General features: G+C 66.7%; 18 protein-coding genes. 8 read left to right on the forward strand and 10 right to left on the reverse strand.

Going from position 1 to position 24,405, the window contains the following annotated elements:
* Positions 1-23: 23 nt before the first annotated feature.
* From FHW94_RS16390 to FHW94_RS16415, 6 genes are all read right to left on the reverse strand, one after another.
* Positions 24-347 (reverse strand): GIY-YIG nuclease family protein, encoded by a 324-nt coding sequence (locus FHW94_RS16390; protein ID WP_168556891.1) that lies wholly within the window; start codon positions 345-347, stop codon positions 24-26.
* Positions 348-489: 142 nt separating this feature from the next.
* The gene (locus FHW94_RS16395) at positions 490-2,559 is read right to left on the reverse strand and encodes a glycoside hydrolase family 97 protein (protein ID WP_168556892.1); all 2,070 of its coding nucleotides are present in this window, start codon (positions 2,557-2,559) and stop codon (positions 490-492) included.
* A gap of 6 nt (positions 2,560-2,565) precedes the next feature.
* Positions 2,566-4,191, reverse strand: a complete 1,626-nt coding sequence (locus FHW94_RS16400; protein ID WP_168556893.1) for an alpha-amylase family glycosyl hydrolase — start codon at positions 4,189-4,191, stop codon at positions 2,566-2,568.
* Positions 4,188-6,038: an alpha-amylase family glycosyl hydrolase gene (locus tag FHW94_RS16405; protein WP_168556894.1), complete on the reverse strand. Its 1,851-nt coding sequence runs from the start codon at positions 6,036-6,038 to the stop codon at positions 4,188-4,190. Before FHW94_RS16405 ends, FHW94_RS16400 begins: the two co-directional genes overlap by 4 nt.
* Entirely contained in the window at positions 6,035-7,555 is a 1,521-nt protein-coding gene (locus tag FHW94_RS16410) for a tryptophan halogenase family protein (protein WP_168556895.1), read from the reverse strand. Before FHW94_RS16410 ends, FHW94_RS16405 begins: the two co-directional genes overlap by 4 nt.
* A 94-nt stretch (positions 7,556-7,649) precedes the next feature.
* Positions 7,650-10,481, reverse strand: a complete 2,832-nt coding sequence (locus FHW94_RS16415) for a TonB-dependent receptor (protein WP_168556896.1) — start codon at positions 10,479-10,481, stop codon at positions 7,650-7,652.
* Positions 10,482-10,851: 370 nt separating this feature from the next.
* On the opposite strand from FHW94_RS16415, the gene FHW94_RS16420 reads away from it, so the two are divergent.
* Together FHW94_RS16420 and FHW94_RS16425 are read left to right on the forward strand one after the other, a co-directional pair.
* Entirely contained in the window at positions 10,852-11,886 is a 1,035-nt protein-coding gene (locus FHW94_RS16420; RefSeq protein WP_168556897.1) for a substrate-binding domain-containing protein, read from the forward strand.
* A 115-nt stretch (positions 11,887-12,001) separates the two neighbouring features.
* Positions 12,002-13,480, forward strand: a complete 1,479-nt coding sequence (locus FHW94_RS16425; protein WP_168556898.1) for an MFS transporter — start codon at positions 12,002-12,004, stop codon at positions 13,478-13,480.
* On the opposite strand, the gene FHW94_RS16430 is transcribed toward FHW94_RS16425, so the two are convergent.
* The 3 genes from FHW94_RS16430 to FHW94_RS16440 all read right to left on the reverse strand — a co-directional run bounded on the left by FHW94_RS16430 (position 13,481) and on the right by FHW94_RS16440 (position 15,843).
* Positions 13,481-14,551, reverse strand: a complete 1,071-nt coding sequence (locus FHW94_RS16430; RefSeq protein WP_168556899.1) for a serine hydrolase domain-containing protein — start codon at positions 14,549-14,551, stop codon at positions 13,481-13,483. It abuts the gene before it with no gap.
* A gap of 3 nt (positions 14,552-14,554) precedes the next feature.
* Positions 14,555-15,010, reverse strand: a complete 456-nt coding sequence (locus FHW94_RS16435; protein WP_168556900.1) for an Lrp/AsnC family transcriptional regulator — start codon at positions 15,008-15,010, stop codon at positions 14,555-14,557.
* 80 nt (positions 15,011-15,090) lie between these two features.
* Entirely contained in the window at positions 15,091-15,843 is a 753-nt protein-coding gene (locus FHW94_RS16440; protein WP_168556901.1) for a thioredoxin domain-containing protein, read from the reverse strand.
* 163 nt (positions 15,844-16,006) lie between these two features.
* On the opposite strand from FHW94_RS16440, the gene modA reads away from it, so the two are divergent.
* From modA to FHW94_RS16455, 3 genes are read left to right on the forward strand one after another with little or no spacing between them, the layout of a single operon-like run.
* The gene (modA, locus tag FHW94_RS16445; RefSeq protein ID WP_168556902.1) at positions 16,007-16,783 is read left to right on the forward strand and encodes a molybdate ABC transporter substrate-binding protein; all 777 of its coding nucleotides are present in this window, start codon (positions 16,007-16,009) and stop codon (positions 16,781-16,783) included.
* Between the two features lie 8 nt (positions 16,784-16,791).
* On the forward strand, positions 16,792-17,502 hold the full coding sequence (gene modB / locus FHW94_RS16450) for a molybdate ABC transporter permease subunit (RefSeq protein WP_168557014.1): 711 nt from the start codon (positions 16,792-16,794) through the stop codon (positions 17,500-17,502).
* The gene (locus tag FHW94_RS16455; RefSeq protein ID WP_168556903.1) at positions 17,492-18,112 is read left to right on the forward strand and encodes an ATP-binding cassette domain-containing protein; all 621 of its coding nucleotides are present in this window, start codon (positions 17,492-17,494) and stop codon (positions 18,110-18,112) included. Before modB ends, FHW94_RS16455 begins: the two co-directional genes overlap by 11 nt.
* A 191-nt stretch (positions 18,113-18,303) precedes the next feature.
* On the opposite strand, the gene FHW94_RS16460 is transcribed toward FHW94_RS16455, so the two are convergent.
* A complete protein-coding gene (locus FHW94_RS16460; protein WP_168556904.1) occupies positions 18,304-20,268 on the reverse strand; it encodes a potassium transporter Kup in 1,965 nt (654 codons plus the stop codon).
* 149 nt (positions 20,269-20,417) lie between these two features.
* Between FHW94_RS16460 and FHW94_RS16465 the strand changes: the two genes are divergently transcribed.
* The 3 genes from FHW94_RS16465 to FHW94_RS16475 all read left to right on the forward strand — a co-directional run bounded on the left by FHW94_RS16465 (position 20,418) and on the right by FHW94_RS16475 (position 24,372).
* Positions 20,418-21,956, forward strand: coding sequence for a DUF4118 domain-containing protein (locus FHW94_RS16465; protein ID WP_168556905.1), 1,539 nt, complete (start codon positions 20,418-20,420; stop codon positions 21,954-21,956).
* A 3-nt stretch (positions 21,957-21,959) separates the two neighbouring features.
* Complete coding sequence (locus FHW94_RS16470) at positions 21,960-22,685, forward strand: response regulator transcription factor (protein WP_168556906.1); 726 nt, start codon at positions 21,960-21,962, stop codon at positions 22,683-22,685.
* Between the two features lie 130 nt (positions 22,686-22,815).
* Entirely contained in the window at positions 22,816-24,372 is a 1,557-nt protein-coding gene (locus FHW94_RS16475; protein WP_168556907.1) for a methyl-accepting chemotaxis protein, read from the forward strand.
* The last annotated feature ends 33 nt before the right edge of the window (positions 24,373-24,405 follow it).

Raw genomic sequence — 24,405 nt, forward strand, 5'->3', positions numbered from 1 at the left:
ATGCGTCGTCGCCCCGTGCTTGACTAACTTGGGATCTCGCCATGCGCCGCCGCCACTGGATACCATTGATCCCAAAGATCCAGCCAATCGGGATTGTTCGCCTCGATCAACGCGAATTTCCATTCCCGGCGCCACTTTTTGACCAGTTTCTCACGGGCAATCGCGGGTTCGATTTCGCCGTGTCGCTCGGCATAGACCAGCTTCCTCTTGCCGAAGTCCCTAGCGTGGATCGAGCCGCTACCCTCGCGATGCTGTGCTACGCGCCGGATCAAGTCCGCGGTGACGCCGATATACATGCCGCCACGATAGCGGTTCGCCATGATGTAGAGCCAGCCGCCCTTTTCCATTTTGCCAGCATGCCAAACGCAGGGTCGCAAGGGAAGCCAAGCCCCGTGTCAAGCACGGGGCGACGGGTAGTTAGCTCCAACCCTTGCGCCCAGCATCCCCCACACCCAACCCTCTCCCCTGAAGGGGAGAGGGCTCTTGCGTTTACTTCGTGGGGTGGAGGCGGATGGCAGCGCCGCCGCCGGGGGCCAGCCAGAGGGTGAGGGTGTCGCCCTTTTTCAGCGTCTTGGTGTCGTAGGCGATTTTGTGGCGGGCGTCGGTTTCGTAGGTCGCGCCTTCGCCGTCCTTGTAGATCGTGGCGGTGTAGGTCTTGCCCGGGTCGAGCATGTCGAAGGTGAGCGTCACGGTGCGGGCGGTGGCATCGTTGACGCCGCCGGCGTACCAGTCATCGCTCTTGCGGTCCTTGCGCGCGAAGATGGCGTATTCGCCCACTTCGCCCGCGATCAGGTGGCTTTCCGACCAGTCGGCCGGCACCTGGCGGATGAAGGCCAGTTCCTTGGGATGGGCGGCCAGCGTTTCGATGAAATCGGCGGCCATCTGGATCGGCGAATAGATCGCCAGGTACAGGCCCAGCTGCTTGGCCAGCGTGGAGGCGAGCGGGGCGTGCTTGGCGCCTTCCAGGCTCAGCACGCCCGGCGTGAAGTCCATGGGGCCGGACAGCATGCGGGTATAGACCAGCGTGGGTTCATGGCTCGGCCCGTTGGCGAACTGCCCCCAGGCGTTGTATTCCATGCCGCGCGCGCCTTCGCGGTCGATCCAGTTGGGATACGTGCGGCGCAGGCCGGTGTCCTTGACCGGTTCGTGGGCGTCGATGGCGATGTGATACTTGGCCGCCGTTTCCACCACTTTCAGATGGTGTTCCACCTGCCGCTGGCCATCGTGATAGGCCATCGCATAAGTGCCCGGCGTGGCGCCGGGGGCGAGAATGCCGCCGGCATCGGCCACATAGCCGGTCTTGACCGAATGAACGCCGAGCGAGGCATAGAGCTTCATCGCGTCATCAAGCTGGGCTTCGTAATTGGCGATATTGCCGCCGGTTTCGTGGTGGCCGATCAGTTCCACGCCTTTCTTGCGGGCATAGTCGGTGACGGCCTTGATGTCGAAATCGGGCGTCGCCTGGGTATAGCTGAAATCCTTGCCGTTGCCGAACCAGTTGCCGTTCCAGCCCTTGTCCCAGCCTTCCACCAGCACGCCGCCGAAACCGTTCTTGGCGGCAAAGTCGATGTATTGCTTGGTGCGGGCGGTGGTGGCGCCGTGGTTCGGGCCTTCGGCCCAGGTCCAGTCGCCGCGGATCATGCCCCACCAGATGCCGATATACTTCATCGGCTTGACCCAGCTGACATCGCCCAGCTTGTTGGGCTCGTTGAGGTTCAGCTCCAGGTCGTTTTCGACCAGGCCGGCGGCGTTGTCGGCAATGCGGATCGTACGCCAGGGGGTGTTGAACGGCAGGTCGCGCGTGACTTTCGGCCCGCCCGGATTGGGCGAGAGGGTGGAGCGGAAGCTCGTGCCGTCGATCCGCTTGAACCACATGGCCGAATAATCGACCAGCGCGGCTTCGTGGAACGCCAGGTGCGTGCCATCGGCCAGCTTCATCGTGATCGGCGTGTGCGCGGTGGACACACCGTCGATCGGGGTCTTTTGATAGACCTGTTCGTAGCGGTTCCATTCGCCGCCGGGGATCCACCAGGCGGTGCCGTTCTGCGCGAGGTTGAACTCGGTCAGCTCGTCGGCGATCTTCATCGTCGTCATCGCGGCTTGCGTGGGCAGTTCATAGCGCAGGCCGAAGCCATCGTTGAACAGGCGGAAGCGCACGTTCATTTCGCGCCCGCCCCATTCGGGAACCTGCTTGAACTTGACCAGCAATTCGGTGTGGTTGTCGGTGACGAAGCGGCGTTCGCCCCAGGGTTGCTCCCAGGTGGTGGCGGCAGGCTTGGCGCTTTCGCTGCCCACGATGTGGTTGCCGCGCACCATCGTGGGGCCATCGGTGAGGATGAAGCCGAGCGAGGAGGCGCCGATCAGCAGCTTGCCCTTGCGCGAGAGGCTGTAGGTGGGGCGGCCGTCGCCGTCGATCGCCACGGTCAGCACCAGGCTGCCATCGGGGGAGGCGGCGGTAACCGGCGCATCGGCCGGGGCAGCGGCCTGGGCCAGCGCCGGAAGCGGGGCGCAAGCCAGCGTCAGCGCCAGCGGCGCTGCAAGACGGGTCAGAACGGACATGGGGGGTTAGATCCTCTCTTCGACGATGAGGGCGGCAAAGCCAGGCAGGTAACCCAGACTGGCATCATTTTCGGCCACCAGCACGGTGCCTTCAGCGGCCACGTCCTGCGGCCAGGCGACCGGCTGGTTTGCCATGTTGATCAGCACCAGCAGCGATTGGCCGCCGAACCGGCGGCGCGCCACCAGCAGGCTGGCATCGGCCTGCAGCACATCGAAGCTGCCGTGGCGCAGCGCCGGGCTTTCCCGGCGCAAGTGCAGCAGCCGCGTGGTGAGCGAGAGCAGCGAGGCGGGATCGGCTTCCTGGCGGTCCACCGCGCGCGCCAGGTTTTCCTCGCCGAGCGGCAGCCAGGGGGCCGGGCCGGCGGTGAAGCCACCCATCGCGCTTTGCGCCTGCCACGGCAGCGGGGTGCGGGCGCCATCGCGCGAGAGCGTCAGCGGCCAGTTGGCAATCGCCTCGGGGTCCTGCAACTGCTCGAACGGGATTTCCACCTGCGTGAGGCCCAGTTCCTCGCCCTGGTAGACGATGATGTTGCCGCGCAGGGCGGCAAACAGCACGGCTTTCATCCGGGCATAGGCATCGCGCGCCTCGGGCGTGGCCCAGCGCGAAAGGGCGCGGGGCGCATCGTGGTTTTCGAAGGCCCAGCTCGGCCAGCCCATGCCGGGTTCATCGGGCCACTTGGCCAGGACATCGCGCACCATCACCGGCGTGATCTGCGGGGCATAGAGGAAATCGAAGCCATAGGCGCTGTTGAGGCGCGCCGGGCCGGCGGTGTATTCCTTCATTTCGGTTTCGGCCAGGTCACCGCCCACTTCGGCCACGGTGAACACCGCGCCATAGCTGTCGCACAGCGCGCGCAGGCGTTCGATGAAGGTGACGATGCCGGGGTGCGACTGGTTGTAGATCTTGAGCTGGTAATCGAACGGGCGGGTGCGGCGACGGCCATCCTCGGGCGCGGGCGGATTATCGCGCAACGTGGGATCGTGCATCAGGAAATTGAGCGCATCGATGCGGAAGCCATCGACGCCGCGATCCAGCCAGAACTTCATCACCCCCAGCAGCGCTTCCTGCACGGCGGGGTTGTGGGCGTTGACCTGCGGCTGTTCGGCCAGGAAATTGTGCAGGTAATACTGGCAACGCCGCGCGTCCCAGCGCCAGGCCGGGCCGCCGAACACCGATTGCCAGTTGGAAGGGGGCGAACCATCGGGCTTGGGATCGGCCCAGACGTACCAGTCGGCGCGGGAATTGTCGCGGCTCTGCCGGCTTTCCACGAACCACGGGTGCAGGTCCGACGTGTGGGCATAGACCTGGTCGATGGTGACTTTCAGGCCCAGTTCGTGGGCGCGCGCCACCAGGGCATCGAAATCCTCGAGCGTGCCGAACACCGGATCGACATTGCAGTAATCCGAAACGTCATAGCCGAAATCGCGCATCGGCGAGGTGAAGAACGGGGAAATCCAGATGGCGTCGGCGCCCAGCCGCGCCACGTGATCGAGCCGGGCGGTGATGCCGGCCAGATCGCCCACGCCATCACCATTGGAATCGGCAAAGCTGCGCGGATAGATCTGGTAGATCGCCGCGCCGTGCCACCAGGGCAGGTCTTGGGCGGAAGACGGGGGCGTTTGCTGGGTCATTGGCCTTGCTTAGGAGAGGAAGTGGGAAGGACGCGGCAGACAGCGCTGCCGTAAGCGGGCAAGTCAAGCACAACCGAGCCTGGCGCAGCCACATGGGCGGGGCACTGGCCCAACAGGCTTTGCAAGTCTTTCGCGCTCGTGCCGATCGTGCTGGCCACCTTGATGGGCTGGCCTGAGGTGTTGAAGGCAATCAGATATTCTCCGCCCGTGACAGGATCGAACCGCGAAACGCTGAACAAGCCGGGCTTTTCGCCATAGCTGCGGGTAACCTGCCGCCCGCGCGCCAGGGCGGGATGCGCGGCGCGCAAGCCGTTGAGCCGGGCGATCAGCTGGTAGAGCGGGTGATCGGGGCTGAAATTGTCCTGCGTCGTGGTGCGGGTGGTGCCCAGCAGCGGCTGGTCGTTGTAGCTGGGCACTTTGCTGGCGAACATGTCCTGCCGGGCGGCCTGGTCGTTGCCATGGCCGATCATGCCCTGTTCGTCGCCGTAATAGACCACCGGGCTGCCGCGCAGGGTGAGCAGCATGGTATGGGCGAGCGCCGTGCGGGCGAGCAGTTCGTCCTGGCCGATGCCGGGCATGTCGTGCTCCACCAGCCAGGCAAAGCGGCCCACGTCGTGGTTGTCGATGAAGGTCGGCTGGGCCAGCGCGGCCGCGTCTCCGCCCTGGTAGAGCACATCCCCATCGAACAGGTCGGCCAGCACATCGGTGCCCTTGCCCTGCGCCAGCACGGCGCGCACGGCGGCGTGGAAGGCAAAGTCGAGCACGTTGGGATAGCCGTCGCGCCGGGTAAAGCGGGCGATATAGCCGTTGTCCGGGTTTTCGCGCGCCACTTCGCCGAAGATGGCGAAATGGGGAATGCCTTGGGCCTTGGCCACTTGCTGCATCGCGGGGATGAAGGCCTGCCAGAAACCGGGATCGACATGGCGCGCGGTGTCGATGCGGAACCCGTCTACGTGGAACTTGCGGATCCAGTCGGCATAGATCGCGATCATCCCGGCGCGCACGCGCGGATGCTCGGTGAATACGTCGTCCAGCCCGACGAAATCGCCGAAGCGGCTGTTTTCGCCGCTGAATGTGCTGTCGCCCCGGTTGTGGTAATAGCGCACGTCGTTCAGCCAATCGGGCACTTTGGCGTGCTCTTCGCCCTTGGGAATGAAGGGCGTGTAGGCATAGCCGGGATCGGTGAGGCGGGCGAAATTGGCCTCGCTCGAATCTTCGTCCCCGGCAAAGCCTTGGTTGATCGCCGGGCCGGACAGGCCGCCCTTGCGGCTGTAGGGATAGCTGGCCTTGTCGCGATAGGGGGCGGCGGTGCCAGCCGGCGCTTCGCGATACTGGATCACGTCGGCCGTGTGGTTGACCACGATATCCATGTAGACTTTCAAGCCGCGCGCATGGGCGGCGGTGACCAGTGCGGCAAATTCGGCATTGGTGCCGAAATGCGGATCGACCTGGGTGAAATCGGTGATCCAGTAGCCGTGGTAGCCGGCGCTTTCCTGCCCCGGCGCGCCCTGCACGGCCTTGTTCTTGAACACCGGGCCGACCCAGACGGCGGTGAAGCCCATGCCCTTGATGTAATCCAGCCTCGCGATCAGGCCCTTGATATCGCCGCCATGGTAAAAGCCCTTGTCGGCCGGATCGAAGCCGGTTTGCAGGCGCCCGCCCTTCAAGCCGCCGGTGTCGTTGGCGTTGTCACCATTGGCAAAGCGATCGGGCAAAACGAAATAGATCGACTCGCCCGCCGCCGGGCGCGCGGCCACGGCAGAGGGAGCGGGCGCGGCATGGGCCGGCGCCAGGGCGGAAGCAGCAAGAGCGGCCGCCAGGGCGGCAGCGCGGCGGCGCAGGATCATGCAACAAGTCCTTGTGGGGAAGGCGCGGCGCAATGGCGCGCGATGTAATCGGCGTGGGTGGGCCAGGCGGCCACTTCACGGGCATAGAGCGTGTGCAGGGTATCGAGCCAGGCGGCCAGGTCGCTTTCCGAGACCGCTTCGGCCAGGGCGTGGCTGGTGGCGGGCACGATGCCCTGGCCGACCAGCACTTGCAGCCAGCCCACTTCGCTGAACAGATCGGACTGATCACGGAACAGGTGTCCGGCGCTGCGGAAAAGTTCGATCTTTTCGGCCAGGCTGTCGGGCAGGGCCATGCTGCGGCAGGCCTGCCAGAACGGTTCTTCGCGTTCGTTGGCCCAGTAATGCAGCACGATGAAGTCGCGGATGCGTTCCATCTCGTCGGCAAACTGGCGGTTGAACGTCGCGCGCACGGCAGGCGCCGGGCGGCAGGTGGGGCCAAACGCCATGATCCGCGCGATCATCGACTGGATCAGGTGGATCGAGGTGGATTCCAACGGTTCGAGGAACCCACTGGCCAGGCCCATGGCAATCACGTTGTGCGACCAAGCCTGGCGCGCGCGACCCGTGGCAAAGCGGATCACGCGCGGATCGGCGAGCGGGGCGCCGTCGAGATGGGCGAGCAGGCCGGCGGCGGCTTCGTCATCGCTGAGGAAGGCGCTGCAATAGACGCGGCCATTGCCGGTGCGATGTTGCAGCGGGATGCGCCATTGCCAGCCCACGGGGTGGGCGGTGGCGCGCGTATAGGGCGTGAGCGGTGCGGTCCGTTCGCTGGGCACGGCCACGGCGCTGTTGGCGGGCAGCAGGTGCGACCAATCGTCGAACCCGACGCCCAGTGTGTCCTGGATCAGCAGCGCGCGCAGGCCGGAGCAATCGATGAACAGGTCACCGGCCACCACGCGGCCATCGGCCAGGGTGAGGGTGGTGACATCGCCGTTCTGCCCATCGCGTGCGACGGACACGATCGTGCCTTCCTGGCGGACCACGCCATGCTTTTGCGCGTAGCGGCGCAGGTAGGCGGCATAGAGCCCGGCATCGAAATGGAAGGCGTGGGGAACGGCGGGCACGTTGCGGTTGGTCAGCGGCGCGCCGTCGTGCATCTTGCCTGCGCGGGCGGCCAGGTCATTCACGCTGTAATCGCCCAGCGGGCGGGCCAGGCCCAGGCGATGCGCGCGCGACCAGAAATGGCGGAAGCCGCCCAGGCCAATGTCGCGGCCCACGTCGCCAAAGGCGTGGAGATAGCTGTGGCCGGGGCGGAGCCAGCCGGCGAATTCGATGCCCAGCTTGAACGTGGCGCCCGTCGCGCGGATGAAATCGGTCTCGTCGATCCCCAGCGTCTGGTTGAACATGCGGATCTGGGGAATGGTGGCCTCGCCCACGCCGATGGTGCCGATGGCATCGCTTTCGACCAGGGTGATGCGGGTATTTTCGCCCACGAAATGGGCCAGGGCCGCCGCGCACATCCAGCCGGCGGTGCCACCGCCCACGATGGTGATCGAACGTGCTGCTTGGCTGTCCATGGCCGGGCGCCTTCCGGTTAGAGCGTGACGACGTTTCGCACCCTGGGGGTTGAAAGCGGGTGGCCCGGCAGAGCCACCCGCTTTCGGAGGGAACTTACAGCTTGTAGCTTACGGTCAGATAGAAATCGCGGCCATAGCGCTGGTAATCGATCACCTGGCGCGGATCGTTGTTCTGGTAGGTGATGAACGGACGATCGGTGAGGTTCTTGGCCTGGAACATGACAGCCAGACCTGCCAGCGACGAACCGGGCTGGAATTCATACCCGATCTGTGCATCGAGAATGCCTTCCGACTTGGCCGTGCGATAGGTGGGATTGGCCGAAAGACCCGCCACTTCCGCCAGGAAGCTGGAGCGGAAGCGATAGTTGGCCCGCGCCTGGAACCCGGCCTTTTCATAATAGACCGAGGCATTGGCCACCCACTTGGAGAGGCCCGGCAGCGTGATCGGATCGTCCGGGTTCTTGGCAAAGACGATGCGGCTGTCGGTATAGCTGACCGAGCCGAACACGCCGAAGCCATCGAGCACCGGGGTGAACATGCCGAACGGCAGCGAAGCCGTCGCTTCGGCGCCCTTGACCGTGCCCTTGCCGGTGTTGCCCGGCGCCGTCACCGGCCCGATCGTGGTGGCGATCTGGTCGCGGATCGCGGCCGGCAGGCTGGCGACGACCGACTTGAAGTCATAGGCGTAGGAGTTGTTGGGATCGACGAAGTCGGTCAGGCGCTTGTAATAGAGCGCTGCCGACACATAGCCGCCCTTGGCGAAGTAGTGCTCGGCCGACAGGTCGAGATTGGCCGACTTGTAGGGACGCAGCGCCGCGTTGCCGCCGTTCGAGCTGAAGAACGGACGCGTCGGATCGGTGGAGCCGATGTTGGTCGGGTTGATCGAGAATTCCTGGTTCACGCGTTCCTGGTCAAGCCGCGGGCGCACCATGGTGAGCGAGCCGGCGAGCTTGAGGTAGGTGGCCGGGGCCAGTTCCAGCGCGAAGTTGGCGCTGGGCAGCACGTTCCAGTACTTGGCGCCGCCGGTGGCGGGCGTCACGATCACCGCGCCGGTGGTGCTGTCGAAGTTCGAGAGCGACCCCTTGCTGCTCTGGTCGGTGTAGATGCCCTGAACGCCGATGGTGCCCGACAGGCGCTTGCCGCCCACGTCGCCATCCAGCTTGATCATGGCATAGCCGGTCCAGACCTTTTCCGTCACCGAGTTGTCGCGCACCAGCGAGACCGGGCGGTTGTCGTACACCGAGTTGTAGGCGTTGTTGTAGAGGTACATCGGATCGAGCGCGAGCATGCGCGGCACGCCGAGGTAGGCGAGCGGAACCGTGCCGATGACGGCGGCCTGCGGGATGGGCGCGAACGTGGTGGTGCCGCTGCCCGGCGTGCAACCGGTGCCGCCGCCCTTGGGGCACAGGAAGTACGAGGTGAACGCCGAGGTCTTCTTGCGATAGCTGTAGTTGGCGCCCACTTCCCAGCCCTTGAGCAACCCGCCCGAGGCGAATTCGCCATCCAGGCTGGCGCGCAGCGAGGCCAGATCGTCCTTGAAGCTGGGCTTGTTGAGGAAGCCGGCCTGGACCACGGCGGTGGTGCCGTTGTAGCCCCAGCCGCGCGGATCGGTGATGCCGAAATTCGCCGCGTTGCCATAGTCGAGCGTGGGCACGATATCGAACGTGCCGTTGCTGTTCTGGGTGATGTGCAGCGTGTCGCGCGCGCCACCGGTGATATAGCCGGTGCCCGAATAGTTTTCGAGCAGGAAGTCGGTGCGCTTGGCGTGGCTGTAGCTGGCATCGACCGTCAGGTGCATCGTGTCGGACAGGCCGAACACGTTGTTCCAGCCGATCGACAGGTTGTCGGCCTTGCGCTGGTTATAGTCGTTGCGCATCACCGCCTTGACGTTGGTGATCGTGGCATCGGTGACGAAGCCGTTCTTCACCGTGTAGCCCGGCTGGATCGTGGTGGTGTCACCGCCGCCCAGGCCCGACCAATCGGGGAAGATCGGGAATTCGATCCCGCGCAGGTGCTGCGTTTCCTTGAAGTGCGAATAGAGCACGTCGAGCGTGGAGTGCCAGTTGTCGTTGGGCTGGTATTCCAGCGTGGCGACCGCGCCATAGCGGTTGAGCAGGTTGGACTGCACATAGGGCTTGGCGCCGCCCAGCATCAGGGTCTTGCCATCGGAGAGCGTGGGGAAGCCCCAGGCGTTGTAGCGTTCGTCCTGCGACGGGGCCGAGGTGGCCGAAACGCCGATGGCGATGCCGAAGGTGTCGTCGGCGAACTTGTCCACATACGTGGCCGAAGCGCGATAGCCATAGCGCTGGCCATCGGGGTTGAGCTTCTTCATGCCGTTCATCTGGCCGCGCAGCTGCACGGCGATGACGCGGCCGGCCTGGGCGAGCGGACGCAGCATGCGCAGATCGACCGTGCCGGAAATGCCCGCCGCGATCAGCGAAGGATCGGCGGCCTTGTGGACGACCACGTTCTTGAAGAATTCCGACGGGTACTGATCGTATTCGACGCCGCGGTTATCGCCCACGGTCACCTGTTCGCGGCCGTTGAGCAGCGTGGTGGAGAAATCCGGGCCAAGGCCACGGATCGACAGGCGCTGGTCGCGCCCTTCCAGGCGCTGCGCGGTCACGCCGGGCAGGCGGGCGAGCGAATCCGCAATCGAGACGTCGGGCAGCTTGCCGATGTCTTCGGCCGAAACCGCTTCGACGATGGCGATCGAATTGCGCTTGATCGAGGCCGAGGCATTGAGCGAGGCGCGAATACCCGAAACCACGATGGCGCCCTGTTCGGGAGTGGCATCTGCGGTTGCCTGCGGCGCCGTCGCGGGTGCCGCTTCCTGAGCGAGAGCCGGGCTGCTGCCGGCCAGAACGGTCGCCAGCGCGACCAGCGAGCAGCGCAAGCCGCCCGCAGAAACTGCGTGATGTGCCATGATACCTTCCACTCCCCCAGCCGGCACTCTTACCGGCCACGAACCTTGTTGGCGGGCCCATCGCCATTTGGGCGATCGGCATATGCGCGATACCCGCCAGGTTCATCCATCCCGCTGGGCGGCATGTGTGACACCTGGTTCCACCGGATCTCGCTTGTTTACAAACTACGCCCAAGCAAGGTCGGAGCGAATAAGGCATACGTATACCATGCATTCCAGCATATTTCGCTTATGCGAAAAAATGTCTTTTTTTCCATATGTATAGATTTGAAGATCATGCCATTGGCGGGGCATATGCCCACGCGTTGTTGCATAAATTAAAAATTATGCATAGTGTGCGCGGTAACAATCCGGGGTGGGAGAGCACGCCATGGGGCGCAAGCCTTCGAACAAGCCGACCAGTTTCGAAATCGCCTACCTGGCCGGGGTTTCGCAGCCCACCGTCAGCCGGGCGCTGCGCGGCAGCAAATCGGTGAGCAAGGCGACGCGCGAAAAGATCGAGGCGATCGCCCGCCAGCTCAATTACACGGTGGACAAGAACGCCTCTTCGTTGCGCACGCAGCGCTCCAACACCCTGGCGCTGCTGTTTTTCGAAGATCCCACGCCCGATGAATCCAACATCAACCCGTTCTTCCTTTCGATGCTGGGCTCGATCACCCGGCATTGCGCGGCCAAGGGGCTGGACCTGTTGGTATCCTTCCAGAAACTGGAGGACGACTGGCACCGCCGCTATCAGGAAAGCCACCGCGCCGACGGGCTGATCCTGCTGGGTTACGGCGACTATACCCTCTATGAAAGCCGCCTGCGCCAACTGGTGAAGGCCGGCACCCATTTCGTGCGCTGGGGTTCGGTTGACCAGGGCACGATCGGCGCCACGGTGGGATCGGACAATTTCGGTGCCGGGCGGCTGGCGGGCGAGCACCTGATCGCGCGAGGCCGCCGGCGCATCGCATTCCTGGGCCAGGCCGACAGCCATTATCCCGAATTCGAACAACGCCATGCAGGCCTGCTGCGCGCGCTGGCGGCAGCGGGCTTGTCGCAAGACCCGGCGCTGGTGGTCGATGCGATCAGTTCGGAAGAATCCGGCCATGGCGCGGCGCGCACGCTGCTCTCGCGCGGGGTGGCGTTCGATGCCATCTTTGCCGCCAGCGACCTGATCGCCATCGGCGCGCAGCGCGTGCTGGCCGATGCCGGGCTGGCCGTGCCCGGCGACGTGGCGATCGTGGGGTTCGACGATATTCCCGCCGCGGGCTTTGCCAATCCCCCGCTCACCACCGTGGTGCAGGACATCCGCCTGGCGGGGGAAGCCCTGGTGGAATCGGTACTTGCGCAGATCGAGGAGCGCATTCCGCCGCCCGCCGTGCTGCCCACCCGGCTGGTGGTGCGGGCGAGCAGCGGGGGGTAGGATTGCTGCCAGTGCGAGGGTTCCACCACCCGGCCAACGCATAGCATTCGTATGCATCTCGCTCCTGCGGTCGCTCTGGCGCATCGCGGCAGGCGGGAAATGAAGAGAGGACGCCATGAGCACCGCTGCGTTTGGGGCACAAAAACCCCCACAGACATTCTGGGGGCTGTGGAACACCAGCTTCGGCTTTTTCGGCATCCAGTTGGCCTTTGCCCTGCAGAACGCAAACGTCAGCCGTATTTTCCAGGCGCTGGGCAGCAAGGTGGACGATCTGGCATTCCTGTGGATCGCGGGGCCGGTCACTGGCCTGGTGGTGCAGCCGCTGATCGGGCACTGGTCGGATCGCACCTGGGGCAAATTCGGCCGGCGGCGGCCCTATTTCGTGGCGGGCGCGGTTCTGGCGGCGCTGGCGCTGCTGGGCCTGCCCAACACGCCGCTGCTGATCCTGGCCGCGCTGTTCCTCTGGTTGCTCGACGCTTCGCTCAACGTGGCGATGGAACCGTTCCGCGCCTTTGTGGGCGACATGACGCCGCCGCACCAGCGCGCCCAGGGCTTTGCCCTGCAAACCTGGTTCATCGGTGCGGGCGCGGTGCTGGGCAGCCTGGCGCCGGCTGCGTTCAAGGCAATGGGCATTGCCAATACCGCACCTGAAGGGGTGATCCCACCCTCGGTGCGCTATAGTTTCTACCTCGGCGCCTTTGCCATGGTGGCGGCAGTGGCGTGGACCGCGCTGCGCGTGCGCGAATACAGCCCGGCGCAGATGGCCGCCTTTGCCGAAGAGCCGGAAACCGAGGCCAGCCATGGGCCGCTGGTCTATCCCGCGCGTGGGCCGCTGTGGATCATCGGCGGGGCGGTGCTGCTCGGCCTGGTCTTGGCGCTGGGCCTCGACAAGCAGTTGCTGGTGCTGGGCGGCGGGTTGGTGGCGTTCGGCGTGTTGCAGGTGGTGGTGCGGGCATTGGGCAGCACCGGCGCGCTGGCCCATGTGGTGAGCGACCTGGCGCAGATGCCGCGCGCAATGCGGCAATTGGCCCTGGCGCAGTTCTTCACCTGGGTCGCGCTGTTCATCCTGTGGATCTACACCACGCCGGTGGTCACGCGCGAAGTGTTCCATGCCACCGACACCAGTGGCGCAGCCTATAACGCTGGGGCCGACTGGGTGGGCGTGATGTTCGCCTTTTACAATGGCGTTGCGGCACTGGCGGCGTTTGCCCTGCCGGTGCTGGCGCGGCGGATCGGCAATGTGCGCACGCATATGGTGGGGCTTGGCGCCGGGGCGCTGGCCTTCGTGCTGCTGCTGGTGATCCGCGATGCCACGCTGCTGCTGGTGCCGATGGCGCTGGTGGGCGTGGCCTGGGCTTCCATCCTGGGCATGCCCTATGTGATCCTCACCCGGGTGCTGCCCCCGCGCAAGTTCGGCATCTATATCGGGTTGTTCAACTTGTTCATCGTGATCCCGCAACTCATCGTGGCGACGGCCATGGGTGGGGTGATGCGCAGCTTTTTTCCTGACGAGCCGAAGTGGACGATGCTGGTGGCGGCGCTTGTCATGGCTGGCGCGGTGGTGGCCATGGCGCGGGTGGAAGAGACCGATTGATCAACTGCGCAGCGCCGCCTCCAGCGGCGTTGCCAGCCGCTGGTGATCGCCCCAGTTGGTGGCGATCGCGCGCGCGGCATCGGGTCTCACCAGCACTTGCGCGGTCCACAGGTTATTGCTGCCATCGTGCCACAAGCTGCCGTCGGGGCGCACGACCCAACCCAGCGCATAGTTGCCGCCGAACGGCGGGGTGTGCAGCCGCTGCCAGGTTTGCGGCCGCAACAGTGGCGCGCGGGTGCGGTGGGCCTCAAGGAACGCGATCATCGCGGCGATGGGCGCGTGCAGCCTTGCGGCGGGCCCCGCAACGGCGGGATTGTCGTTCGGTGGCACGCCCGGCGGGTGGGGCACGCCGGCTTCACCGGGCCACCAGGCATGGCCCACCGGCTGGTCCAGCATGCCCGGCGTGCCCGGTGCGCCAAAGCCCGCCCCGGCCATGCCAAGCGGCGCGAACAGGCGCTGGGCCAGCGTTTCCCAGGGCTGGCCGCAGGCCGCCTCAAGCATCGCGGCCGCAGCCACATAATTGCGGTTGGAATAGATAAAGCGTGTGCCGGGCGCGGCCTCGGGCGCGCGGGCGAGAGTCATGCGGGTCAGGGCCAGGCGGCTGGCGCGCGGATCGGCTTCCTCTGCCGGAAAGGCATCCATTTCGCCATCGCTGTCCAAGCGGGGAAAGCCGCTGGTATGGGACAGCAGGTGCAAGAGCGTCACGCCCTGCCAGGCCGGTGCATCGTGCCAGGCCAGGCGTGCCAGCAGCGGCTCGTCCCAGGCAAGCTCACCCGCTTCCGCCGCCAGGGCAATCAGCGTGGCAGTGACCGGCTTGGTGACGGAGCCCCAGTGCCAGGCATCGCCTTGTGCGACAGGCGCGGTAGCGCCGGTCATGCGCAGGCCGGCGCAGGTTTCACCCGCCGTGGCGCCTGCGCGCCAACCGGCAGACAGCGCGGGAACCCCCAGGCGGCGGCGCAGCCGGGCAGCGGCCGCCGTGTCGCGCGGAAAGGACAGCGACGCCGCGCGCGCCAGGCCCGCCCACGGCAATCCAGCCAACAGGCCGAGCATGCCGCGCCGTGCCATGATCATGCCCTATCCAAGGGCATAGCCGTTCCATGCCTTGATCGGGCGGATCACGAAGCTGGTGTGCATCGCGCTGACCCCGGGCAGGCGGGCCAGGCAATCGCGGTGCAGCCGGTCGTAATCGGCCATGTCGCGCGCGCCGATGCGCAGGCGATAATCACCCGTGCCCGAGATGAGATAACATTCAAGGATTTCAGTCGAATCCAGCGCAGCGCGTTCGAACCGTTCCATCGCTTCGCGGCTCTGGCTTTCTAGGGTGATGTCGATCAGGGCATGCAGGTTGAGCCCGATCTTGCCCGCGTCAACCCGTGCGCCATAGCCCGTGATCGTGCCGTTTTCTTCCAGCGCGCGCATCCGCCGGTGGCAGGCAGAGCTGGAAAGCCCCACCCGATCGGCCAGTTGTGCCAGCGAACTTTGCGAATCTGCCTGCAGTGCAGCCAGCAACTTGCGATCTATGCGGTCCATCCCTGCCGTTTAGCGCGAAAACTTGGCGTTTGAAGCCTGATTCGCGGGAAACTTTGGCTCAATTTGGGGCTCGATCTGGATCAACGCGAATAATCCGCCGGCGGCGGGCCGTGGCGGGTGCTGCGCGCAGCCATCAGGGCGACCGCCGCGTCCAGGGTTTCGCCATCGATCGCCCCATCGACGAGGATGGTTTCGCCCGTAGTGTTGTTGCGCACGGCAACGGCCGGCGTGCCCTGTACCGTGGCGCGTTCGGCGGCGTCGCCCTCGGCCGCCAGGCGCCCCAGGGTATCGTCGCTGCGCAGGCAGGCGTCGAGCTTGGCCGCGTCGGCGGCGCCATCTTGCCGGGCGAGCGCGACCACCGCGCCGCGGCCGCGATCGGTGCCATTGCCAGGCAGGCCGCGGCCATTGCCGCCGGTGCGGGCAAAGTAATCGCCCAGGAAACGGTAATAGGCCGCCGACCCGCCCTGATCGGCCACGCACAGCGCCGCCATGCCGCCCAGCACGGCGGCCGCGCCGTGGAACGGCAGGGGCAGCATGCGAATGGCCAGGTTGGCCTGGCCCTTGGCCCGCGAAATGGCCGCGTCGGGCACGCCGGAAAACTGCTTGCAATAGGGGCATTCGGGATCAGACCAGACCACCACGCTCACGGGCGCCTGGACCGGGCCCGAGACGCGATCTTGCGCCAGCAGCGCACCCACATCGGGAACGGTGCGCCAAGGGGCCGGGATATCGGGCAATTGGGCCGGCGCGGCCAGTGCCTGGGCGGCCATGGGGCCCATCGCAGAGACCGTGATCGTTGCCGCCAGGGCCATAGCCCGGAACCATGCGCGCATTGCTGTTCCTTGTCCTTACGCTTGCGTGTGCGTGCTCTTGCCCAATCCGGGGCAGGCGGCAAGCCCGCTTTGCCGCGCCCGTGCTTTTTGCATTTCGCCCTGGCTGGCTGTAGGGCAGCTGAATATATCCCGCCAAATACAGCGCATCCTTTGTGGAGTTGCCATGGGCCGCCTTGTTCTGCGTTTTCTTGCCGTGATCGCCGCTCTGGCCACGAGCGCCGCGCCCGCCGCCGCGCAGGGCCTGGGCAAGGGGCCGCTGGTGCTGGCCGCAGCCAGCCTGCAGGAAGCGATGAACGCCGCGGCCGATCGCTGGTCGGCGTTGGGCCATGCACGGCCGGTGGTATCGTTCGCGGCCTCTTCGGCGCTGGCGCGACAGATCGAGGCCCATGCTCCGGCTGACCTGTTCGTGTCGGCCGATGAAGACTGGATGGACGATGTTGCGCATGCCGGTCTCCTGGCACCGCGCACGCGTGCGCGGCTGGTGACCAACGCGCTGGTGATCGTGGCTCCGGCGGGCAGCGCCTTGCGGCTCTATCCCGCGCCTGGTTTCCCGCTGGCGCGCGCGCTGGGCGGGGGCAAGCTGGCGATGGGCGATCCCGACGCCGTGCCCGCCGGCCGCTATGGCAAGGCGGCGCTGGAACGGCTGGGGGTGTGGAGCCAGGTTCAGGGACAAGTGGCGCGGGCCGAAAACGTGCGTGCCGCGCTGGCCCTGGTCGCCCACGGCGCCGCGCCGCTGGGCATCGTCTATGCCACCGATGCGCGGGCCGAACCGGGCGTGCGGGTGGTGGGGGTGTTTCCCGCCGGCAGCCATGCGCCGATCACCTATCCGCTGGCCCGGCTGGCCAGTTCCACCCATCCCGATGCCGAAGGTTTTCGTCGCTTCCTGCTGTCTGGGCAGGGCAAGGCGATTTTCCGTCGCTTCGGCTTTGTGGCGCACTGACGGGCATGCTGCTTTCGGCACAGGAATGGGGCGTGGTGGCGCTGTCGGCCAAAGTCAGCGGCGTTGCCATCCTGGGCGTTCTGCCCATCGCCTTTGCGCTGGCCTGGGCGCTGGCGCGCGGGCGGTTTCGCGGGCGCCTGGTGCTCGATGCGTTGGTGCACCTGCCGCTGGTCTTGCCGCCGGTGGTGATCGGCTGGATGCTGCTGGTGGCATTCGCGCCGGCCGGCCCGGTGGGTGGCTGGCTGTGGCGCACGTTTGGCGTGACCCTGCTGTTCCGCTGGACCGGCGCGGCACTGGCTGCCGCGATCATGGCCCTGCCGTTGATGGTGCGGGCCATCCGCCTGTCGCTTGAAGCGGTCGATCCCCGGCTGGAGCAGGCCGCGCGCACCCTGGGCGCCGGGCCATGGGCCACATTCCGCCAGGTGACCTTGCCGCTCTGCGCGCCGGGCATGCTCGCCGGTGCGGTGCTGGGCTTTGCGCGCTCGCTGGGCGAATTCGGCGCCACGATCACGTTCGTGTCCAACATTCCGGGGGAAACCCAGACGCTGCCGCTGGCGATCTATGCTGCGTTGCAGGTGCCCGGCGGCGAAGCCACGGTCTGGCGCCTGGCCGTGGTGGCGGTGGTGCTGTCGCTGCTGGCGCTGGTCGGCTCGGAATGGCTGGCGCGGCGCCAGGGGGGCGTTGGCTTGCAGGGGGGCAGGGGCGCGCATGTCCTTTGATATCGACATCGTGCTGGCGCGCGGTGGCCGCGAATTTGCCGTGCGCGTGGCCGGCGGGCCCGGCATTACCGCGCTGGTTGGCCCGTCAGGGCAGGGCAAGACCAGCACGCTCGATGCCGTCGCCGGCCTGTTGCGCCCGCGTTCGGGCCGCATCGCCGTGGATGGCGCCGTCCTGTTCGATGCCGCCGGCGGGATCGACCTACCACCCCAGGTCCGCGCCGCTGGCTATGTCTTTCAGGACTTGCGCCTGTTCCCGCACCTGTCCGTGCGGGACAACCTGCTGTTCGGCTGGCGCCACGCCCCAGCCGAACGCCGCACGCTGACGCTGGAGGAAGTGACCGGATTCCTTGACATCACGCCTTTGCTTGGCCGGCGCCCGCACACGTTGTCGGGCGGGGAAGCGCAGCGCGTGGCGATCGGCCGGGCGCTGCTGTCGGCCCCGCGTTTCCTGTTGATGGACGAACCGCTGACCGCGCTCGATCCGGCGCGGCGCGAAGGGGTGATTGCCCTGATCGCGCGCATCCGCGACGTGTTTGCCCTGCCGGTCCTGCTGGTATCGCACCAGCAGCAGGATGTGGCGCGGCTGGCTGATGCGGTGGTGGAAATTTAGCGGGCCTGAATCCTGGCGAACGAGTTGAGATGCAGGCCGATTCTCCCCTCCTCTTCAGAGGAGGGGCCGGGGGTGGTGCGAAGCCTCGCGCAAGGGTTCCACCACCCCCAACCCCCTCCTTGCGAAGAGGAGGGGGAGTTGGAACGGCTATCGGTTGGGCTGAGCCTGTCGAAGCCCTCGCGCGACCACTCCTAGATTTCCAACTGGCTGCCCAGTTCGATCACGCGGTTGGTGGGCAGGCGGAAGAACTGCATCGGGCTTTCCGAATTGCGCACCATCCAGGCAAACAGCTTTTCCCGCCAGATCGCCATGCCCGGCCGCTTTGACGCGATCAGGGTTTGCCGCGCCAGGAAATAGCTGGTTTCCATCGGCTTGAACGGTCCGCCTGCGCGGGTTTCCGCGGCCAGTTCGGCGGGAATGTCCGCCTCGTCCATAAAGCCGCTGTTGATGATCATGCGATAGAAGCCGTGGCCCATGTCTTCGACGTCGCGCCGCTTGTGATCGGGCACGTGGGGCACGCCGGCGGTCATCACGGTCAGGATCACCACGCGTTCGTGCAGGATGTGGTTGTGCTTCAAGTTGTGCAGCAGCGCGGGCGGGATGCCTTCAACGGTCGACGCCATGAACACCGCCGTGCCTTTGACGCGGCGCACGCGCTCGCACACCGAACCCAGGAACAGGTCGAACGGCATGGCGTCTTCGGCCAGGCGCTCGCGCAGGATGCGCCGCCCGGTGGCCCAGGTGGTGAGCGCGGTAAACGTGATCGCCGCCACCAGCAGCGGGAACCAGCCGCCATCGGGAATCTTGGTGGCGTTCGAGGCGAAATAGGCGCCGTCGATCACCAGGAACGTGCCGGTGACCAGGCCCGCCACCAGCGGGTGCCACTTCCACACGGCAAACGTCAGCACGCCGAGCATGCAGGCGGTGATGAACATCGTACCGGTCACGGCAATGCCATAGGCCGAGGCCAGATTGCTCGACGTGCGAAACGCCAGCACCAGCAGGATGACCATCGCCAGCAAGACCCAGTTCACCAGCGGAACATAGACTTGGCCGGCCGCGCTGGCGCTGGTGTGCAGGATGCGGATGCGCGGCAGGAAGCCAAGCTGCACCGCCTGCTGCGAAACCGAGAACGCGCCCGAGATCACCGCCTGGCTGGCGATGACCGTGGCCAGGGTGGCCAGGATCACCAGCGGCAGCCGCGCCCAATCCGGGGCCATCAGGAAGAACGGATTTTCCACCATGGCCGGGTTGCGCAGCAGCAGGGCCGATTGCCCGGCATAGTTGATCAGCAGGCAGGGAAACGCCACCCACAGCCACGCCACCATGATCGCGCGACGGCCGAAGTGGCCCATGTCGGCATAGAGCGCTTCGGCCCCGGTCACCGCCAGCACGACGGAACCCAGCGCCAGGAACGCCAGCAGGGGATCGAGCGTGAAGAATTTCACCGCATACCAGGGGTTCACCGCCAGCAGGATTTCCGGCGCACGGGCAATGCCGTTGAGGCCAAGCAGCGCGATGACCAGGAAATAGACCAGCATGACCGGGCCAAACAACTTGCCCACCGCCGCCGTGCCGCGCGACTGGATGGCGAACAGGCCGATGAGAATGGCGATCGAAATCGGCAGGACCACGTCGGCAAAGGCGGGGTGCACCACGGTGAGCCCTTCCACCGCCGAAAGCACCGAAACCGCCGGTGTGATGATGGCGTCGCCATAGAACAGGGCCGTGGCGACGATGCCCAGGATCGCGGTGAACGCCGTCCACCGGCCCGGCTTGAGTTGCCGGCCGATCAGCGCGAGCAGCGCCAGGCTGCCCCCTTCGCCCTTGTTGTCGGCGCGCAGGATCACGAAGACATACTTGACCGTGACGATCAGCGTCATGGTCCAGAACATCAGGGAGAGCACGCCGAAGATATGATCGGCATCCACCGCCAGGCGATGGTGCCCGATGAAGCTTTCCTTCAGCGAATAGAGCGGCGAGGTGCCGATATCGCCGAACACCACGCCGATGGCGCCCACGGCCAGGGGCAGCAGGCCCTGTGGCGGGTGGCCATCATGTGTTCCGGGCGAAGCGTTGGCAGGCGCATGATCGGTGGCAGCGGACGCACTGGCGGCCGCGGAATCGGGCGCCGCCGAAAGGGGTATGGCAGTCATGGCGGCGCCGCTACGCCCCGGCGTGACCGGGCGCGACGAAATTTATGCATTCTTTACGCCGCTTCACGCCTTCTTTGTCGTGAGGCCGCGACCGGGTGCGACAGCCTGGCCTCTCGACAGCAGGGGCACTGGTGCGGCATCCCATGGCCATGACCCTTGCTCACGCCCACCGCATTGCGCCTCCGACCGGCACTGCCGAGGGCGATGGGCTGCTTGCCGGCCTCCTGGCCACGGCCGCGCTGATCGGCCTTGCCACGTTGATGGGGCTGACGCTGCTGGCGCGGGGCGACATTGCCGATATCGGGCTGCTCTATCTGGTGCCGGTGATGTTTGCCGCCATTCGCCTGGGATTGCGGCCCGGGCTGGCGGCGGGCGTGCTGTCGTCCTTGTGCTACAACTACTTCTTTATTCCGCCCCGCTTCACCATGGCGGTGGCCGATCCATCGCACCTGATCACGCTGGTCATCCTGCTGGGCGTGGCGCTGGTGGGCAGCCACATGGCCGCGCGCCTGCGCCAGCAGGCAATGCTGGCCCAGGCGCAGGCCGGGCGCGACGCCTTGCTGGCCGGCTTTGCCGGACGATTGATGGGCGTGACCCGGCGCGACGCGCTGTGGACCTTGCTGGCCAGCGAAGTGGCGCATCTGTTCGGCCTGCGCGTGCTGGTGGCAGCGCCCGATGCGCAGGGCATCGTGGAACTGGTGGCGGCACGCCCTGCGCATGACCGGCTCGATCTTCTCGAAGCGGCGGCGGCGCAGTGGTGCCTGGACAGTGGCCGCTCTGCCGGGCCGGGCGGGCTGGTGCCCACCGCATCGGAATGGCTGTTCCTGCCCGTGCCGGGCAGCCATGGCCCCTTGGCCGTGGTGGGCGTGGGCGACCCCGATGCCGATCTGCCCTTGCAAGGCGCGCAGGCGCCCTTGCTGGAAAGCCTGTTGGCGCAGACCGGGCTGGCCCTGGCGCGGATCGGCCTGGAAGAGGAAAAGCTGGCGCTGGGCCGCGTGCAAGAACGCGAACGCCTGCGCAGTGCCTTGCTGTCCTCGATCGGGCATGATCTGCGCACGCCGCTGACCACCGTGCTCGGCACCCTGCGCGCGCTGCGCCCTCTGGATCACGAGCAGGCCGTGGCCCTGGCCAGCGCGCGGAGCGAGGCAGAGCGGCTCGACCGGTTTGTTGCCAACCTGATCGAGATGGTGCGGATGGAAACCGGTGCCTTGCGCCGCGAGCCCGAGCCGGTGGACCTGGCCGAAGCCTGCGATGCTGCGCTCGATCACCTGGCCCCGGCCGGTTTGGCGCGACAGGTGGACCTGGCCGTGCCTGAGGACTTGCCGCTGGTGCTGGCCGATCCGCGCCTGTTGCACCATTGCCTGATCAACCTGATCGACAACGCTGCCCGCCATGGCGGCGGTGGCGCGATCCGCGTAGAGGCCTTGGCTGACGGGCAGGGCGGGGTGGAACTGGCCGTGTGTGACAATGGGCCCGGCGTTACGCCTGGCGAGGAGGAGCGAATTTTCGGCATGTTCACCAGGCTGGAAGGGTCTGATCGGCAGGGCGGCACTGGCCTGGGCCTCGCGATCGTAAAGGGCTTTGCCGAAGCCATGGGGCTGGCGGTGACGGCGGCCAATCGTCCAGACGGCGGCGCCCGCTTTGCCCTGCATGTGCCGTCCGCGCTGGTTCGCGCGGTGGAGGCGTAAGGCATGAGCGGCGTGGTCGAGGCGAAGAACGCGCGGGTGCTCGTGGTGGATGATGATCCTGCCATCCGCGCCTTGTTGCACCACACCCTGGGCCAGGCCGGCTATGTGGTGAGCGAGGCCGCCAGCGCCGCCCAGGCACTGGACCAGCGGGCCGCCCAGGCGCCCGATCTGGCGCTGCTCGATCTGGGCCTGCCCGATCGCGACGGCCTGGAAATCCTGCCGCAACTGGTGGCTGCGGGCCTTGCCGTGGTGGTGCTTTCGGCACGCGATGCCACGGCGGAAAAGGTTGCCGCGCTCGATCTTGGCGCCAGCGACTATGTCACCAAGCCGTTCGATCCCGACGAAATCCTGGCCCGCGTGCGCACCGCCCTGCGCCACCGCGCGCGATTGGCCGGCGGCGCCGGGGCAGCAGGCGGCGCGTTGCTGCGCTTTGCCGATGTGGAGATCGACCTTGCGGCGCGGCAGGTGCGCAAAGCGGGCGTGGAAGTGCATCTCGCGCCCAAGGAATATGCGTTCCTGGCCGAACTGGCCGGCCATGCCGGGCGCGTGGTGACCCATGCGCAGCTCTTGCGCACGATCTGGGGGCCGGGCCATGAAACCGACGTGGAATACCTGCGCGTTGCCGCGCGTGGCATCCGGCGCAAGCTGGAAAGCGACCGGCCACCCGGCCAATCCGCCCTGCGCAACGAGCCAGGCATCGGCTATCGTCTTGATCTTGCGCGGGGATGACGCCGGGCTTCACCCAAGCCACAGCGCCCCACCCGGATGTTTACGTGGCCATCGTTTAAGCTGCGTTTGAGCGTCGCGATGATAGCGCCGGACCCGTCTGTTCAGTCCACCGGAACCGGGGAAAGGTTGCATGTTCAAAAGGCGCGTTGTCGTTCCGCTCGAGACCCGATTTGCGCAGGCCGTGCTCGAGCGGTCGCCCGACGGCTTCCTCTTGATGCAGAACGGTTACTTCACGTTGTGCAACGCGGCGGCCGAACGCGTCTATCAGCGCACCCGCCAGGAAATCATCGGGGCCACGCCGGGCTCGCTGGCGGCGCCGCGCCAGGCCGATGGCCGCCCCTCGGATGTCCATGTGGCCGAGCGGCTGGCCGAAGCCCAGCGCCAGGGCTTCTCGCGGTTCGAATGGCTCAATCTCGATCGCCAGGGCCAGCCGCTGCGCATGCTGGTGACGCTTACCCCGTTGGAGATGGATGGCAGTGATGCGCTGATCATCCAGGTGCAGAGCCAGGCGGAAACCTCTGCGGTGGTCGATGCCCTGCGCGACGGGCTGGAGCGGCTTGCCGGCGGCGACCTCGATTGCCGCCTGACGCGCGCCTTCCGCCAGGACTACGAATGCCTGCGCACGGCGTTCAATTCCGCCGTCGATGCGATGGCCGGCGCGATGCGATCGGTGGGCGGCATTGCCGAGCAGGTGTCCAACGGATCGGCCGAGATCCTGGCTGGATCGGAAGACCTTTCCACCCGTACCGAACAGCAGGCCGCAGCCGTTGAGGAAGCCGCTGCCGCGCTGCGCCAGATCAACGAAAGCGTGCAGAAGTCGGTGCAGGAAGCCGGCCACGCCAGCGCGATGGTGCAGACAACGCTGGACGAGGCACGGCAATCGGGCGAAGTGGTGGGACGCGCCATCGACGCCATGGCCGCGATCGAGAAATCCTCGCAGGAAATCGCCGAAATCGTTGGCGTGATCGACGCCATCGCGTTCCAGACCAATCTGCTTGCGCTCAACGCCGGGGTGGAAGCGGCCCGCGCCGGGGACGCCGGCAAGGGCTTTGCCGTGGTCGCGAGCGAAGTGCGGGCCTTGGCGCAGCGCGCTGGCGACGCCGCGCGCGACATCCGCGCCCGCATCGGCAGTTCCACCGAACAGGTTTCCAGCGGGGTGGGGCTGGTCACCGCCACCGGCGACGCGCTGGAGCGTATTGCCGCCAGCGTCAGCGAAATCAACGATGTCATGCGCCGGATCAGCGGCACCTCCACCCAGCAGGCCGAAACGCTGGGCCAGATCAACGCCACCGTGCGCGATGTCGATTCGATCACCCAGCAGAACGCCGCCATGGCCGAGGAAGCCACTGCCACGGCGCGCAACCTGGCCGATCAGGCCGGCGTGATGGCGCGCGAGTTGGGCAAGTTCCGCTTTGCCGCCGGGCAGGCGGCCCCCACCCCCACCACGGCACCCCGCGCGCCCACGCCTGACCCAGTGCCCGCGCCGACCCCCGTGGCAGCGCCGGTTGCGGTGCCTGTCAGGCCGGCAGCCCCGCCGCCGTTGCCAACCCCCGTGCCGTCGGCCCCCCCGCCGGCGGCCGCCGCGCCGGTTGCGCCGCCCGCTGCGCCACCGCGTCCACGCCCGGCGCCCGCCCCGCGCAGCGTCGGCAATACCGCATTGTCGGAAGACGATTGGTCGGAGTTCTAAGGGGCCTCGATCCGTCGCATCCCGGTCTGCCTA

The organism is Novosphingobium sp. SG720 (genome assembly GCF_012275365.1).
Classification (GTDB): Bacteria; Pseudomonadota; Alphaproteobacteria; order Sphingomonadales; family Sphingomonadaceae; genus Novosphingobium; species Novosphingobium rhizosphaerae.

Bases quoted from the DNA above. Each gene is read 5' to 3' on its own strand.
- FHW94_RS16460 (WP_168556904.1), bottom strand. From the start codon at position 20,268: ATGACTGCCATACCCCTTTCGGCGGCGCCCGATTCCGCGGCCGCCAGT.
- modA (WP_168556902.1), top strand. From the start codon at position 16,007: ATGGGCCGCCTTGTTCTGCGTTTTCTTGCCGTGATCGCCGCTCTGGCC.
- FHW94_RS16395 (WP_168556892.1), bottom strand. From the start codon at position 2,559: ATGTCCGTTCTGACCCGTCTTGCAGCGCCGCTGGCGCTGACGCTGGCT.
- FHW94_RS16475 (WP_168556907.1), top strand. From the start codon at position 22,816: ATGTTCAAAAGGCGCGTTGTCGTTCCGCTCGAGACCCGATTTGCGCAG.
- FHW94_RS16420 (WP_168556897.1), top strand. From the start codon at position 10,852: ATGGGGCGCAAGCCTTCGAACAAGCCGACCAGTTTCGAAATCGCCTAC.
- FHW94_RS16410 (WP_168556895.1), bottom strand. From the start codon at position 7,555: ATGGACAGCCAAGCAGCACGTTCGATCACCATCGTGGGCGGTGGCACC.
- FHW94_RS16405 (WP_168556894.1), bottom strand. From the start codon at position 6,038: ATGATCCTGCGCCGCCGCGCTGCCGCCCTGGCGGCCGCTCTTGCTGCT.
- FHW94_RS16435 (WP_168556900.1), bottom strand. From the start codon at position 15,010: ATGGACCGCATAGATCGCAAGTTGCTGGCTGCACTGCAGGCAGATTCG.
- FHW94_RS16455 (WP_168556903.1), top strand. From the start codon at position 17,492: ATGTCCTTTGATATCGACATCGTGCTGGCGCGCGGTGGCCGCGAATTT.
- FHW94_RS16465 (WP_168556905.1), top strand. From the start codon at position 20,418: ATGACCCTTGCTCACGCCCACCGCATTGCGCCTCCGACCGGCACTGCC.
- FHW94_RS16425 (WP_168556898.1), top strand. From the start codon at position 12,002: ATGAGCACCGCTGCGTTTGGGGCACAAAAACCCCCACAGACATTCTGG.
- FHW94_RS16470 (WP_168556906.1), top strand. From the start codon at position 21,960: ATGAGCGGCGTGGTCGAGGCGAAGAACGCGCGGGTGCTCGTGGTGGAT.
- FHW94_RS16430 (WP_168556899.1), bottom strand. From the start codon at position 14,551: ATGATCATGGCACGGCGCGGCATGCTCGGCCTGTTGGCTGGATTGCCG.
- FHW94_RS16400 (WP_168556893.1), bottom strand. From the start codon at position 4,191: ATGACCCAGCAAACGCCCCCGTCTTCCGCCCAAGACCTGCCCTGGTGG.
- FHW94_RS16440 (WP_168556901.1), bottom strand. From the start codon at position 15,843: ATGCGCGCATGGTTCCGGGCTATGGCCCTGGCGGCAACGATCACGGTC.
- FHW94_RS16415 (WP_168556896.1), bottom strand. From the start codon at position 10,481: ATGGCACATCACGCAGTTTCTGCGGGCGGCTTGCGCTGCTCGCTGGTC.
- FHW94_RS16390 (WP_168556891.1), bottom strand. From the start codon at position 347: ATGGAAAAGGGCGGCTGGCTCTACATCATGGCGAACCGCTATCGTGGC.